The organism is Oceanicoccus sp., assembly GCF_029238675.1.
In the GTDB taxonomy this organism is placed as follows: Bacteria; Pseudomonadota; Gammaproteobacteria; order Pseudomonadales; family Dasaniaceae; genus Oceanicoccus.
Genome location: NZ_JAQWFR010000004.1, coordinates 29,740 through 43,972 on the forward strand (window position 1 = coordinate 29,740; position 14,233 = coordinate 43,972).

14 protein-coding genes are annotated in these 14,233 nt (G+C 48.1%); 8 read left to right on the top strand and 6 right to left on the bottom strand.

What is annotated here, in order from left to right:
* The first annotated feature begins 149 nt into the window (after nucleotides 1-149).
* The 3 genes from P8H32_RS01800 (at nucleotide 150) to P8H32_RS01810 (ending at nucleotide 2,826) form a co-directional block, all read left to right on the top strand.
* Complete coding sequence (locus tag P8H32_RS01800) at nucleotides 150-707, top strand: chorismate lyase (RefSeq protein WP_297292239.1); 558 nt, start codon at nucleotides 150-152, stop codon at nucleotides 705-707.
* A 96-nt stretch (nucleotides 708-803) separates the two neighbouring features.
* Nucleotides 804-1,685: a 4-hydroxybenzoate octaprenyltransferase gene (gene ubiA, locus P8H32_RS01805; RefSeq protein WP_301088317.1), complete on the top strand. Its 882-nt coding sequence runs from the start codon at nucleotides 804-806 to the stop codon at nucleotides 1,683-1,685.
* Nucleotides 1,675-2,826 (top strand): GNAT family N-acetyltransferase, encoded by a 1,152-nt coding sequence (locus P8H32_RS01810; RefSeq protein WP_301088318.1) that lies wholly within the window; start codon nucleotides 1,675-1,677, stop codon nucleotides 2,824-2,826. Before ubiA ends, P8H32_RS01810 begins: the two co-directional genes overlap by 11 nt.
* Nucleotides 2,827-2,853: 27 nt before the next feature.
* On the opposite strand, the gene P8H32_RS01815 is transcribed toward P8H32_RS01810, so the two are convergent.
* From P8H32_RS01815 to P8H32_RS01830, 4 genes are read right to left on the bottom strand one after another with little or no spacing between them, the layout of a single operon-like run.
* Entirely contained in the window at nucleotides 2,854-3,444 is a 591-nt protein-coding gene (locus P8H32_RS01815) for a DUF938 domain-containing protein (protein ID WP_366057372.1), read from the bottom strand.
* Between the two features lie 52 nt (nucleotides 3,445-3,496).
* Nucleotides 3,497-4,273: a peroxide stress protein YaaA gene (gene yaaA / locus P8H32_RS01820; protein WP_301088319.1), complete on the bottom strand. Its 777-nt coding sequence runs from the start codon at nucleotides 4,271-4,273 to the stop codon at nucleotides 3,497-3,499.
* A gap of 33 nt (nucleotides 4,274-4,306) precedes the next feature.
* Nucleotides 4,307-4,837, bottom strand: a complete 531-nt coding sequence (locus P8H32_RS01825; RefSeq protein ID WP_297291000.1) for a DUF4265 domain-containing protein — start codon at nucleotides 4,835-4,837, stop codon at nucleotides 4,307-4,309.
* A 13-nt stretch (nucleotides 4,838-4,850) separates the two neighbouring features.
* Nucleotides 4,851-5,075 carry a hypothetical protein gene (locus P8H32_RS01830; protein WP_301088320.1) on the bottom strand — a complete coding sequence of 75 codons (225 nt, stop codon included), beginning with the start codon at nucleotides 5,073-5,075 and terminating at the stop codon, nucleotides 4,851-4,853.
* A gap of 313 nt (nucleotides 5,076-5,388) precedes the next feature.
* Here P8H32_RS01830 and P8H32_RS01835 point away from each other — a divergent pair, with 313 nt between their 5' ends.
* From P8H32_RS01835 to P8H32_RS01845, 3 genes are read left to right on the top strand one after another with little or no spacing between them, the layout of a single operon-like run.
* Nucleotides 5,389-5,895, top strand: a complete 507-nt coding sequence (locus tag P8H32_RS01835; protein WP_301088321.1) for a TRAP transporter small permease subunit — start codon at nucleotides 5,389-5,391, stop codon at nucleotides 5,893-5,895.
* A complete protein-coding gene (locus tag P8H32_RS01840) occupies nucleotides 5,888-7,255 on the top strand; it encodes a TRAP transporter large permease subunit (protein WP_297292989.1) in 1,368 nt (455 codons plus the stop codon). The genes P8H32_RS01835 and P8H32_RS01840 overlap by 8 nt, the downstream gene beginning before the upstream one ends.
* 38 nt (nucleotides 7,256-7,293) lie before the next feature.
* Nucleotides 7,294-7,692, top strand: coding sequence for an acyl-CoA thioesterase (locus tag P8H32_RS01845; protein ID WP_297292988.1), 399 nt, complete (start codon nucleotides 7,294-7,296; stop codon nucleotides 7,690-7,692).
* Nucleotides 7,693-7,708: 16 nt separating this feature from the next.
* Here the strand turns inward: P8H32_RS01845 and P8H32_RS01850 are convergent, their stop codons facing one another.
* On the bottom strand, nucleotides 7,709-9,430 hold the full coding sequence (locus tag P8H32_RS01850) for a bifunctional diguanylate cyclase/phosphodiesterase (protein ID WP_297292987.1): 1,722 nt from the start codon (nucleotides 9,428-9,430) through the stop codon (nucleotides 7,709-7,711).
* A gap of 341 nt (nucleotides 9,431-9,771) precedes the next feature.
* Between P8H32_RS01850 and rep the strand changes: the two genes are divergently transcribed.
* Nucleotides 9,772-11,784, top strand: a complete 2,013-nt coding sequence (gene rep / locus P8H32_RS01855; RefSeq protein ID WP_301088322.1) for a DNA helicase Rep — start codon at nucleotides 9,772-9,774, stop codon at nucleotides 11,782-11,784.
* 430 nt (nucleotides 11,785-12,214) lie between these two features.
* On the top strand, nucleotides 12,215-13,432 hold the full coding sequence (locus P8H32_RS01860; protein ID WP_301088323.1) for an MFS transporter: 1,218 nt from the start codon (nucleotides 12,215-12,217) through the stop codon (nucleotides 13,430-13,432).
* A 26-nt stretch (nucleotides 13,433-13,458) separates the two neighbouring features.
* On the opposite strand, the gene P8H32_RS01865 is transcribed toward P8H32_RS01860, so the two are convergent.
* Nucleotides 13,459-13,872 carry a CBS domain-containing protein gene (locus P8H32_RS01865; RefSeq protein WP_297292985.1) on the bottom strand — a complete coding sequence of 138 codons (414 nt, stop codon included), beginning with the start codon at nucleotides 13,870-13,872 and terminating at the stop codon, nucleotides 13,459-13,461.
* Nucleotides 13,873-14,233: the final 361 nt, after the last annotated feature.

Sequence of the window (14,233 nt, forward strand, 5' to 3'; positions counted from 1 at the left end):
TTGTCATTCTATTTTTGCCTGATTTATTGCCAGTACTTGTTCGTCCAGCACGTGAGCGTTTGCATGTTTACTTGCATGTTTACTTGCATGTTTAATGGCATTCGCGCATTCTCACGGCTATTGACACCTAACCCGCTGGAAGCCCGATATTGTACGCCCTTCAACCATCCGGATACCACCCCACAGAGTCCAACTGGCAGGATTATCACCACTTCACATCCTCCCAGCTGCCCGGCTCGGTCCGTCCCTGGCTATTAGATCGGGGCTCTTTGACCCAGCGACTTATCAAGTCCAGTCGCGGGCAGTTCAAAGTGCAGGTACTCAAGCAGCAATGGCAGCGGCCACGACTCTCTGAAGCCACTCTGTTGGGGATGCAGCATCGGGAGATGGCCATTATTCGCGAAGTGGCCCTGCTTTGCGGCGGCCAGCCCTGGGTGTTTGCCCGCAGTGTTATGCCCGCCAGTTCACTGGTAGGCAGGCTGCGCAGGTTGCGTAAGTTTAATGATAGCTCCCTCGGGGAGATGCTGTTTCGTGACCCCAGTATGCAACGCCACCCTTTCCAGATTGCCTCAATTGAAGGTAACAGCTCGCAGCTACCTGCCAGTTTGCAGCAAGAAACAACATTATGGGGACGGCGCTGCCGTTTTGAGCTGGCCACTAAACCGATTATGGTCAGCGAAATTTTTCTGCCCGCTTTTAAGCCCTAAAAATCCAGCATTTGGTAGCGGCAACGCCAAGCTATAACCTTGTTCTGGCGGTAACTGTTATACTGCAGGCCGCCTGTAATAAGAACGCCAAATGCTATGACCGCCCTGCATACGACTATCCTGAATAAAGCCCCCGCCTATCTGGCGCTGATTCGCTTTGATCGCCCTATTGGCACTTATCTATTGTTGTGGCCAACGCTATGGGCCCTTTGGCTTGCCGCCGAGGGTTTGCCCGACGCAAAACTGCTAGTGATTTTTATTCTCGGTACGTTTTTAATGCGTTCAGCTGGCTGTGCCATTAATGACTATGCTGACCGCAATATTGACGCCCATGTTAAACGCACGGCCAACCGACCACTTGCCTCGGGTAAAATCAGCGCGAAGGAAGCACTGGTTTTTACCGCGGTGCTTTGTTTGCTGGCCTTTGTACTGGTGTTATTTACCAACCTGAAAACCATCCTGCTATCCTTCGCCGCCGTTGCCCTGGCTGCCTGTTACCCCTTTATGAAGCGCTATACCCATTTACCGCAGGTGGTGCTAGGGGCTGCTTTTTCCTGGGGTATCCCCATGGCCTTTGCCGCCCAGCAAAATGCCCTGCCCAAACCACTGTGGCTGCTGTACTTTGCAGTGGTGCTCTGGACTGTGGCCTACGATACGTTTTACGCCATGGTCGACAGGGATGACGATATTACTATTGGTGTAAAGTCTACCGCCGTTTTGTTTGGTCAGTATGATCGGCTAATTACCGGGCTGCTGCAGCTGGTTGTTATTATGCTACTGGTAGTTGTGGGCCACGCCTTTAGCCTGGGTGATGTCTATTATTTAAGTTTGATCGTCACCGCCTTACTCTTCGTATACCAACAATACTTGGTTCGTCACCGTGACCGTGATCAATGCTTTAAGGCCTTTTTAAATAATCACTGGGTCGGTGCAGTTATTTTTTGTGGTATTGCCTTGAGCTATTTTTATGCAGCTTAGTTTTATCGACAGTATTGAACAGATCGATGCTGACCAATGGAATGCTGTTGCCGGCACTGACTATCCTTTTACCCGTTATGAATTTTTACATGCGCTGGAAGTCAGCAAGGCCACCGAGAAAAAATCCGGCTGGCAACCGCAGCATGCGTTGGTAAAAGATGGGGACGAGCTGGTTGCGGTAATGCCGCTGTATTTAAAATACCACTCCTATGGCGAATATGTGTTTGACTGGTCATGGGCGGATGCCTACCAGCGACATGGTTTTGCCTATTACCCGAAATTACTTTCCGCGATTCCGTTTACACCGGCAACAGGCCCCAGGCTTTGTATTAAACCGGGGCAAGATACAGGGGCTATTTATAGCCGGTTATCAGAGGGCCTTTTGGAGCATGCCAAACAAATGGATGCTTCATCCATCCATATTTTATTTCCGCCAGTGGATGATAAAAATCGCTTTGAGAAATTAGGCTTTAAACCGCGCCGGGGTACACAGTACCATTGGTTTAATCAGGGCTTTGCCAGCTTTGATGATTTTCTAAATACCTTTAGTTCCAGAAAACGCAAAAACCTGAAAAAAGAACGGCGTAAAGTTGAAGCACAAAATCTGCAATTAGAGATTATTGAAGGCCCGGATATTTCCCCGGAAATCTGGCAGCGGTTTTATTATTTTTACCAGCTAACTTATGCCAAGCGCAGTGGCCATGGTGGGTATTTAAACCAGGCCTTTTTTGAATTAATAGCCGAGACTATGGCAGAGCATATCGTTTTGGTTTTGGCCTATGATCATAATAAGGGTGGCGAAGCCATTGCCGGTGCGATTAATTTTCGCGATTCCAATACACTCTATGGGCGCTATTGGGGGTGTATGGTGGAATATGAATTTTTGCATTTTGAAGCCTGTTATTACCAGGGTATTGACTATTGTATTGCCAATGGTCTGCGACGCTTTGACCCGGGCGCCCAGGGTGAGCATAAAATCCAGCGGGGGTTTACGCCGATAGAAACCTGGTCTAACCACTGGATTGCCGAGCCTGCCTTTGCCGCGGCGATTGAGGATTTTATTGCGCAGGATAATCAGTCTATGGAAGGTTATATCGCACAGGCTAGTGAGATGTTGCCGTTTAGGAAGGCTGAGAAATAATCCACCCTACGCGGTGATATCTTCCGTTTACTGTTTTTTCCAAACTAAACAGCGGTTATTGGCTGGCATGGCTAAATCATCCAGCAACACTAGTCCAGCCTGCTCTGCCAAACCCTGAACGGCTTCAAAGTCGCGGATGCCACTGAGTGGATTGCGATTTTTTAGTAATTGCTCAAAGTTGGCGTTGCTTTCGCTGGTAAATTTACCGTCATAGTTAAAGGGGCCATAGAGACAAAAGATACCGCCCACTTCTAACACTTTGTTGATACCGGAAAAAAAACGTTCAACCTCCTGCCAACTCATTATATGGACGGTATTGGCTGAAAAGATTGCGGGGGCCGTTGATACCGGCCACTCCTGATTAACGTCTAAGGGTAACGGCGGTAATAGATTGTCGCGCTCTGCCCAATCAAGCCAGCGGTTGATCCCCTCTAAATAGTCTTGCTGGTCAGCAGCTTGCCAATAGAGATGGGGTAAGTGCTCGGCAAAAAATACTGCGTGTTGGCCAGTACCGCTGCCAACTTCCAGCACATAATCTACATCTGCAAAATAACGCTGCAACACCTCGAGTATTACGGCTTTATTATTTTCACAGGCTTGGGAAAAAGGAAGGTCCATAAACAGATCAACTCAGGTTTAAGGCTATTGCAGTCGACTAGCTAAAAGTGCATCAGGCGGGTTCATCGCGGGTAAACACCCACTCTCTGGCTGAGGACATTGCGGCATTGTAGCGGTAGCCATCGGTATCAAATTGCTTGATATCCTCTACATCCGTCAGCTGGTTTTTGATCACATAGGCGCTCATCAAGCCGCGGGCTTTTTTGGCATAGAAGCTGATGATTTTATATTTGCCGTTTTTTAAGTCTTTAAATACCGGGGTAATAATATCGGCGTTGATATTTTTTTGCTGGATAGACTTAAAGTATTCGTTTGAGGCGAGATTTAATAGCACTTCACTGTTGGATTTTTTTAACTGGGCATTCATCGCATCGGTTATTTGCTCACCCCAAAATTGGTAGAGGTTGTCACCGCCTTCGTTGGCAAATTTGGTGCCCATTTCTAAACGGTAGGGCTGGATATAATCCAAAGGGCGAAGCAGGCCATAAAGGCCGGACAAAATCCGTAGGTGCTTTTGAGCAAACTTAAAATCTTTGCCGTTAAAGCTTTCTGCATCCAGGCCAGTATATACGTCACCCTTAAAAGCCAGTACCGCCTGTTTGGCGTTGTCGACATCAAAAGGAGTATGCCAATTTAAAAAGCGATCAAAGTTCAGGTTACCCAGCTTGTCACTGATACTCATTAATCCTGAGATATCTGAAGGGGATAGTTCACGCAACTGATCGATCAACAGCTGTGATTGATCCAAAAAATCCGGCTGGGTTGAAACTTTGGTTTTTGCCGGGGTTTCAAAGTCCAGTGTTTTTGCGGGGGAGATAACCATTAACATGTTATTTACTCTTTGTTGCGCTGCTGTTAATTTTTATTCAGTGGGCGCCAGAATAGGTTGCCACCAATTCAATGGTTCACCGGTTTGCGGGTCATAAACATTGCCGTAAAACCATGCCACATCTTCATAGCATGACAGCGCTTCATCTAACATTTTTTCTATGGCGTTAAAGCCACAGCTGACATGAATGCTGTAAACCAGGGCTTTGGGTTCTTTGATATCCAAATCACCCCCAAGCTTTTCAATTTCTGAGGTGAGGTTCTGTTCCAGAGCCGATAAGGCGGTATTGCTAAAATCTTCTTTGCTAAATACCCGCAGGCAAAGGTTGCCACCATGTTGTAGTACTTTAAAGGCGCCTTTCGGTTTTTCCATCGCCTGAATAATATCAGCCCGGGCAATGCCGCGAACAAATAAGGGGGATTTTAATAGTTGATAGCTATTGGCTTGTTGCTGGGGGTTGATCAACACTTTTTCTACCACCAACTCACCGTTGGGGTGTTGCCCGGCGATCAGCTCAATGGTGGGCTCGCCGCCAATAAGGGCTTCTGTTTGCTTGTCTGTCATAATAAACCGGCCCTTAGCAGACGTAGATACCTTGTGAACGACGACGCTCGCATTCACGCTTATAGTTTTTGCACACTTGAATCATCGCAGCTGCCGGATCGTCGATCGTGTAGCACTCGGCATTTTTGGCGGCCAATTCATCATCGGGCATTTTTTCCCATTTGCTTTCGCAGGCGGTTAAAAAAACCGTGGTGCCCAATAACAGAGGGTAAATAACGGCATGTAGTGATGGTTTCATAGGAGGGGTTTGCCACTAAAATTAAATGATTCCTGAGCCGAACCATAGCAGATTTTGCCCCAATCTGGCCAGTAAGCCCTGCACCACTTCCGAACAACTGTCATTCCCGCGCAGGCGGGAATCCAGTGCTGTCAATTTCCGCTTTAGCGGAAATAACAGCATAACCATGCAGGCTGGATTCCCGCCTGCGCGGGAATGACAAAGGGTTTGCAAATCACGGCGTTTTAAGAAGGGGGGGAAAGCGGTGGATTGTAATCCACCCTACATTCTATAATGCCGCCACCATTGAACCTTTGCCCTCAATATTATGCCCATGTCCTTTATTCATCGCTTTATTGATCAGCTCTCTGAGCTGACAGGTCGTGTACTGGCCTGGTTAAGCCTGTTGATGATGGTGCTGCTCTGCCTGGTGGTGATACTGCGTTATGGCTTTGAGATTGGGTCTATTGGTTTGCAGGAAGGGGTGACCTATCTGCATGCCAGTATTTTTATGTTGGGGGCCGCTTATACCCTGAAGCATGACGGCCATGTTCGGGTCGATATTTTCTACCGCAACTTTTCACCCAGGAGCAAAGCCTGGATTAATAGTTTGGGCGGGATTATTTTTCTGCTCCCTCTTTGTGTGTATATCTTTTTTATCAGCTGGGATTTTGTGTTGCAGTCGTGGGCCATTGGCGAAGTCTCTACGGAGCCCGGCGGTATTCCCGCAGTGTTTTTGCTAAAAAGCTTAATTCCCATTATGGCGATCAATCTTGGTTTGCAGGCGTTGGCAGACATTTTACGCAGTGCCCTTGTACTGGTGGAAGCCGCTAATGATTGAGTTGATTCCACTGTTTATGTTTATCGCGGTATGCCTGGTATTGATGCTGGGCTACCCCGTCGCCTTCAGCCTCGCCGGTACCGCGCTGGTCTTTGCCGGGGCAGGTATTATTACCGGTCATTTTGACCCCTCCTTTTTAACCGCCATGCCTAACCGCCTGTTTGGCACCATTAAAAACACCACGCTAATTGCAGTGCCGTTATTTGTGATGATGGGTGTAATGCTGGAAAAATCTCGAGTTGCCGAGCAGTTGCTGGGTAATATGGCTGCGCTGTTTGGTCGGGTACAAGGTGGTTTGGCGATCTCTGTCGTCTTAGTCGGCATGTTGCTCGCCGCCAGTACCGGTATTGTGGGTGCTACGGTGGTAACCATGGGCTTGATGTCATTGCCTTCGATGTTAAATCGTGGCTATGACCCTAAGCTGGCCACCGGCGTTATCTGCGCCACTGGCACGCTGGGGCAGATTATCCCACCATCTATCGCGCTGGTTTTATTAGGGGATATTCTCTCTACCGCCTATCAACAGGCGCAACTCAATATGGGGGTTTTTAATCCCAAAACGGTTTCCGTTGGCGACCTGTTTATGGGTGCACTGGTGCCCGGCTTTATCTTAGTCACGCTCTATATTGTTTATCTTTTGGTCTTGGTAAAAATGCGACCAGAGGCTGCACCTGCAGCTGATGATCAGCAGCCGCCCTCCTGGTCCGATCTATTTGGTGGCTTAATGCCACCGGTGTTACTCATTATGGCGGTACTGGGTTCTATTCTGGTAGGCGCTGCTACTCCTACAGAAGCCGCCGGTGTTGGGGCATTAGGAGCAACATTGCTGGCCGCTTTAAAAGGTGAGTTAAATACAGCGCGCCTGGGTGAAGTGGGCCGCTCTACCCTGCAAGTGACCTGTATGGTCTTTATGATTTTAATTGGCGCGGCGGTGTTCTCTTTAGTGTTCCGCGGCTTTGGTGGTGAAGAAACTATCCACCACCTGTTTCAGCAAATGCCCGGCGGTGTGGTTGGAGCTATCGCGGTGGTGATGCTGGTGATTTTTTTGCTGGGCTTTATTCTCGATTTTATTGAAATCACTTTTGTGGTGGTACCGATTGTAGGGCCTATTTTATTGGCTATGGGTGTTGACCCTATTTGGCTGGGAATTATGATTGCGATTAATCTGCAAACTTCCTTCCTGACGCCGCCCTTTGGCTTTGCCCTGTTCTATTTGAGAGGCGTTGCGCCGGAGTCGATAAAAACCGGGGATATTTATCGCGGAGTTATCCCTTTTGTATTGATTCAACTGCTACTACTAGGCATGATTGCGCAGTGGCCATCTCTGGTTACCGGTCTCCCCGAGTTATTAACGCAGTAATAACACTTTTTGCCTTCAGCGATTTTTAAGGATTGTTTATGAGTGACAACGATTTAAATGATGATATCCCTCTTCCCGGCGGCGACCTCGCCCTGCAAACCATGGCCATGCCCGCAGACACTAACGCCAACGGTGATATTTTTGGTGGCTGGCTGGTATCGCAGATGGATTTGGCTGGCGCGATTGCTGCACTTAAAATTGCCCAGGGACGTATAGCAACCGTAGCGATTAATGGCATGGTATTTTTAACACCGGTGCATGTCGGTGCGGTGGTTAGTTGCTATGCTGATGTCACCGAGGTTGGCCGCAGCTCAATCAAGGTGAGTGTTGAGGTTTGGATTAGGCATAAAAAAACCCAGGAGCCCACCAAGGTCACCGAGGGTGACTTTGTGTTTGTTGCCCTTGATGACTCGGGTAAAACCCGCGTTATTACATAAATAACAATGGCGGCCGCTAAACTGCCGCCGTGGCTCTCTGATCAATCATCAAATTAAAGTCCGTCGCACTCACTGCAGGGCTAAAATAAAATCCCTGTACCTGGTCACAGTGATTTTGCCAAAGGAACTGCACCTGCTCTAACGTTTCTACGCCTTCGGCAATCACCTGCAAACGTAAACTATGGGCCAGGTTTATCATCGCTTTTACAATAATGCCGTCGTCGTCATTTTTAACCACGTTGCGCACAAAGCTGCGATCTACTTTTAACGCAGAAATCGGCAAGCGCTGGATATGGGCAAAGGATGAAAAGCCGGTACCAAAATCATCTAACGAAAAGGTAATGCCGAGTTTGCTTAAAGCCATCATTCCTTCGTAGGTCTGTTGGTAGTTCGACATGATGGCCGTTTCGGTTAATTCAAATTCCAAGCGATGGGCATCTACACCGCTTTGTTCAATAATGCGGGTAGCGGTATCGACAAACATATTATCTTGCAGTTGTTTGAAGGATAGATTGATAGCAATGTCTAAACTATCGTGGCCGTTTTCATCGAAAAAGCGCATATCTTCGCAGGCCTGTTGAATCACCCAGTAACCGATAGGAACAATTAAGCCGCACTCTTCGGCGACGGGAATAAATTCATTAGGTGACACCAAACCACGTGTGGGATGGCGCCAGCGAATTAGCGCTTCCATGCCAACGGTGACTCCGGTGCCGATGGCAACGCGGGGCTGGTAGTGCATTTCAAATTCACTATTGCGCAAAGCGCGACGAAGATCAGCTTCCAGATTTATCCGATACATGGCGTCGGCATTGGTATCTTCGTTGTAAAAATTATATTGGCTGCCCCGTTGGGTTTTGGCTTCTAACATCGCCATATTGGCGCGCTTTAATAAGTCATCAACAGACTCACCAGCTTCTGGATAAATGGCAATACCAATACTGCAACTGACAATTAACCCCTGACCCGCAACGGTAAACGGTGCCGATAAAACATCAATCACTTTTTTTGCCACCAGAGCGACATCATCATTGCCGTGGCAGTCTTCCAGTACCAAAGTAAATTCATCGCCACCAACACGGGCGATACCATCGCTCTTGCGCACACAGCGTGTCAGGCGTTGGGCCATGGTGGCCACTAATCGATCGCCGGCTTCGCTACCATAGCTTTCGTTAACCTTTTTAAAACCGTCGAGGTTGATTAATAACAGCGCCAGTGAAATTTGTTGGGTCTTGGCCAGTTCAATCGCCCGCTCCATAGTTTGACGGAATAACATGCGATTGGGAATGCCGGTTAAGGGATCATAGAGGTTGAGCTGGTTAATCTTTTTCTCGACCTGGCTTTTATCAATGGCATAGCCGATGCAACGCTGGAAAACGTAATCGTCGAGGTTATCCAATGAGAGGTAATCGGCAGCGCCATATTGCAGGGCTTGCTGGGAAGCGGTGTTATCAACTTCGGCGGTCAGGGCAATAATGGGTAACAGGCAACCTTGTTCCAGGGTCTCTTGCAACAAGAGTAGCGCGGTGTCTGGCTGATGCTGGCAGTCCAGAAGAACGGCATCATAGTTCCCCGAGACTATTTCAGCCTTGCCGTTTTCCAACTGCTCACACCACAGCAGCTGAAATGAGCTTTGCTGTATAGACGACAGCATCGCTTCAAATCGGCGATATTCGGCGAGGTTACTGCCTAATAGCAGTATTCGCGCCATGGACTCTTGCATTTCAATACCTATCACTCAGCAGCGGCCTAACTGAAGGCCTATCTCTAATGGTGCTTGCTCCTTCAAGCGATTTATTACGGCTTTACGGCCGTTTTGTCCCTGGCAATTCCCACGGCTTTTAGGGCCTGATCTTGCTCTTCTTTTTGCTGTTTTCTTCCCAACATCAAAAAATAGCTATATTTATTTCAATATCAAGTAGTTATAGGCGACATCTAATAGAACTTCTAGTATTTATGCAAGATTTTTCATATGATTTCTATATATAGTGCCGCCAGACCTCCTACTGCAAGAAATCCGCTGCTACAATGCCTGCCCTTTGTCGCCCGTGAACCCCTCTTAACCGATGATCCCTATCCGTGAGTAATCTAAACCCCCGTCAGCTGGAAGCCGTTAAGTATATTGACGGCCCACTTTTGGTGCTTGCCGGGGCCGGCAGCGGCAAGACCAGCGTGATTACCCGCAAGATCGCCTACTTGATTGAGGAATGCGGTACCAAAGGCCGTAATATCGCCGCCCTGACCTTTACCAATAAGGCAGCCCGGGAGATGAAAGAGCGTGTCTCGCAGTTGGTTTCAGGTCCCGCAGCAAGGGGGTTGATTGTTTCTACCTTCCATAACCTGGGTCTACGGATTATCCGCAAGGAACACCAGTCACTGGGCTATAAGAGTGGCTTCTCCATTTTTGATGCCCAGGACGCCCAGGCCCTGATCAAGGATTTGCTGATTCAGCAGCACGGTGAAGATAACGACCAGGCGGACCATATCCAGCACCAGATCTCCAACTGGAAGAACGATATGATCACCCCGGAACAGGCGATCGCCCAAGCCAATGGCCCTGCGGATATGCTCTGCGCACAGGCTTACCTGCGCTACCAGCGGGCCTTGAAGGCCTATAATGCGCTGGACTTTGATGACCTGATATTGCTGCCGGTGCAGATGTTTCAGCAGTTCCCAAAAATCCTTCAACACTGGCAGCACCGCATTCACTATATGTTGGTGGATGAGTATCAGGACACCAATGTTAGTCAGTACTTACTAGTCCAGCTACTCATAGGGGACAGGGGCAAACTAACTGTAGTTGGGGATGATGACCAATCAATTTACGCCTGGCGCGGGGCTCGCCCGGAGAATCTGGCGCAGCTTCAGGATGACTATCCCAAGCTGAAATTGATTAAGCTGGAACAAAATTATCGCTCCACCGCCCGCATCCTAAAAGCCGCCAACCATGTGATTGACCACAACCCTCATGTGTTTGAAAAAGCCCTGTGGAGTGAGCTGGGCTATGGTGATCCGATCCGGGTGATTCGCTGTCGCAATGAAGAAGCTGAATGCGAGCGCGTGGTCACCGAAATCCTCGACCGCCGGGTTAGGAGCAGCGGCCAGTACTCTGACTTTGCGGTGCTATACAGGGGCAACTTCCAAGCCCGATTGCTGGAACTGAAATTCCAAGTCCATAATATCCCCTATAAAATCAGTGGCGGCACCTCCTTTTTTGCCCGCAATGAAATCAAAGACATCATGGCCTATTTGCGGCTGCTGATTAACCGCGATGATGACAATGCCTTCTTACGAATCGTCAATGTCCCCAGACGTAAAATCGGCGCATCAACATTGGAGGGCTTAGGCACTTACGCTACCGAGCGCAGTATCAGTATGTTTGCAGCCTGCGATGAAATCGGCATAGAACAAACCCTCCCCGAAGCCAGCGTAAAACGCCTGCGACAATTCTCCGCCTGGATGAACCGAGTAACCCAACGCTGTGATAGCGGCGATGGTATGGCCGCCGTGCGGGAAATGGTTGGCGATATTGATTACGAGGCCTGGTTACACCAAAACAGTTCCAGCAGCACCGTGGCTGAACGACGAATGGCCAATGTCTTCACCCTGATTGATTCTCTGCAGTCCACCCTGGAAAAAGCCGACGACGATGAAGACAATATCCAGGCCGCTGTTGCCAAGTTGGTACTGCGGGATCTAATGGACCGACAAGAGGAAGATGATGAAGCCCTGGATCAGGTGCAACTAATGACCTTGCATGCATCCAAAGGTTTGGAGTTTCCCCATGTCTATGTCATCGGCGTTGAAGAAGAGATCCTGCCCCACCGCGTTAGCATCGAAGAAGATAATATCGAAGAAGAACGCAGGCTTTGTTATGTGGGGATTACCCGCGCCAAACAAACGCTGGCACTGACTTATTGCGGTAAGCGTAAGCAGTATGGTGAACGAATCGATTGTGCGCCTAGCCGGTTTTTGGATGAGCTGCCCTATGATGATTTGGTGTGGGAAGGGGAAGAGAAGGATGAGGCGTTAAATGTGCAACGGGGGCAGGATACGTTGTCGGGGTTGAAAGGCTTGTTTGATACTTTCTAGTTCACCCTAACTCGTCACCCCAAAAATCAAAAGCTGTTTTGCTTTCCCCGGTGTTTATTGAAAAATAATCACCCAGAGGGATTGACTTCATTTTGATCGAGGCGCAAGATCCTCGGCCTGCTTATGAAAGCAGGTTTTTAAAACAACGAATAGACTTAAACAAATGAACACCTTAAATCGAATTATATGTTCCACACCCGCGTCCCTCGGCAAACCGTTTGCCGCAGTGGCGTCCAGTGTGCGTATGCATGTGCATACGTATAAAGGGATCGATTCTTTGAGGTTAAGTTAAACACGTTCATTTGATAATGAAAAAGCCTCCGAGGATCAACAGCCCGGAGGCTTTTTTCGTTATGAACACTTCCTTTTTCATTCCTTAAAAATCTCCGGCCGTTGCTTCTCTGGTGCTACACGCAGTAAGGAGTCCGCCATGGAAAGAGCACTACGTCGCAATATTACTAACATATACCTTATGTCGTTTTTTCAAAACGCCATGATTATTACCGCTATCTTTGTACCGCTGTTGCAAAGGCACGGCCTAAGCATGACTGAAGTTCTGCAAACTCAGGCTTTATTTGCACTGGTGGTGGCTATCTGTGAGGTCCCCAGTGGTTATTTGGCAGATTTGTGGGGACGAAAAAATACCATCGCAGTGGGTGCGGGCATTTGCTGTATTAGCTTTATCTATTTGTTGTTTGCCGATGACTTTGCCGACTTTATTATTTATGAAGCACTAATGGGTATAGGTATCAGCCTGTGCTCTGGTGCTGACCTGGCACTGCTTTACGATAGCCAGAGCCACCTTAATCGCGGTGGACACCAAAAATACAAAGGCGACAATAGCCGTCATATTGCACGCCTTGTTTCTATCGAGGGCTTTGCCGGTGGCTTTGCTGCGATATTAGCCAGTATTTTAAGTCTTTGGTATTTGGATTGGGTGCTTTGGGCCCAGGCGATTATTGGTGTGCTGGGTTTTGTGTTTGCACTGTCATTGGTGGAAGCTCCCCGACAGTTAAGCGCCCAAAGCCATAGTGAAAACTGGCAGCAGGTTTATCATGACATCGTAAAAAACCCACTGGTGTTATGGACCGCACTGGCAATTATTGTTTTTAGCCTGGCGGCTTTATATACCTTTTGGCTTTACCAGAAGTATTGGGAGTTGCAGTCTATTCCTGTTACCTGGTTTGGTTATATCTGGGCCTGCCACTGTATTATCCGTGGTGTCACTGCACGCTTTGCCACTGAGATAGAAGCGGCGCTGGGTTTTCGCAATGTTTTTATTTTGATTGCCCTGTTACCGATGGTCGGTTTTTTTGGTATGGGTTCTTTTGGAGGCTGGCTGGGGCTCGCGATGGCTTTAGCGTTTCCCGTTAGCCGAGGTTTAAGTCTGGTTGTTTTTTATGACGCTTTAAATAGGCGGGTAAAAGCAAACTTTCGTGCCACTATTAACTCTTTGGTCAGCCTGGGGGTAAGGGGTATTTTTATTACTACCGGGCCAATACTGGGCTATTGGGTGGATGCCTATGGTGTGCAGAACAGTTTGCTAACGCTTGGAGTTATTTTTATTCCCTTGTTTGCGCTAGTGTTGTTGCCACTGGTTGGCAGTATTAAGGCCAGCACCGTCGTTCCCGCGAAGGCGGGAACCTAGATCCCCGCCTTCGCGGGGATGACTTTTTAAGCGTAACTGGCGTTACTGGAAAACTCTTTAACGGCGTGCAACAGCTGGCGGCAGGAAATCTGGCCGATTAACTTACCATTCTGGATAACCGGACGACGGCGCTGGCTTTTGCTCATCATATCATTGGCGACATTGATAATATTTTCATGAACATCGACCACATCGATTTCCCGGGTCATATAATCGGCGACGCTGCCAATGCTGGCGCTATTATAAGTGGCGGCCATAAAACCCTTCAGGCAATCCAGCTCTGACAACACCCCCAATAATTGTTTATTGCTATCAACAACACACAGGCCTGAAATTTTGTGACGTAAAATACTATTTACCGCTTCGGATAGTGGTGCATCGGGGGAGATGGTCACCGGGTTTTTCAGCATATGGTCTTTGATATCAACAGAACCTAGCATAGGGAACTCCTTTGGTACGCAAATACTGATCAGCGTTTATTATTTATATTAACTGGATGTTACGTCTTGATCTAATGAACAGGGGTTATAAAAACACAAAGTCCACAGACTTTAAACTACTATTAGCTAACTGTCATTCCCGCGAAGGCGGGAATCCAGCCACTTCGCCACAAGCAGAGCACCCGCTGCTATAAGTTCAGCATCGCAATATATTAAACCGACCGGGTATTCTCTATTTTACAGGTGGGGATTATAGGCTTAAAAGTGTCTTATCTTCCGATAGAGCTTTTTTAATACGGAGGTTTAATAATGAAAATAAGCAAAGCAAGGGGTTTAGGGCGTTTTTTCAAACTCATACTGT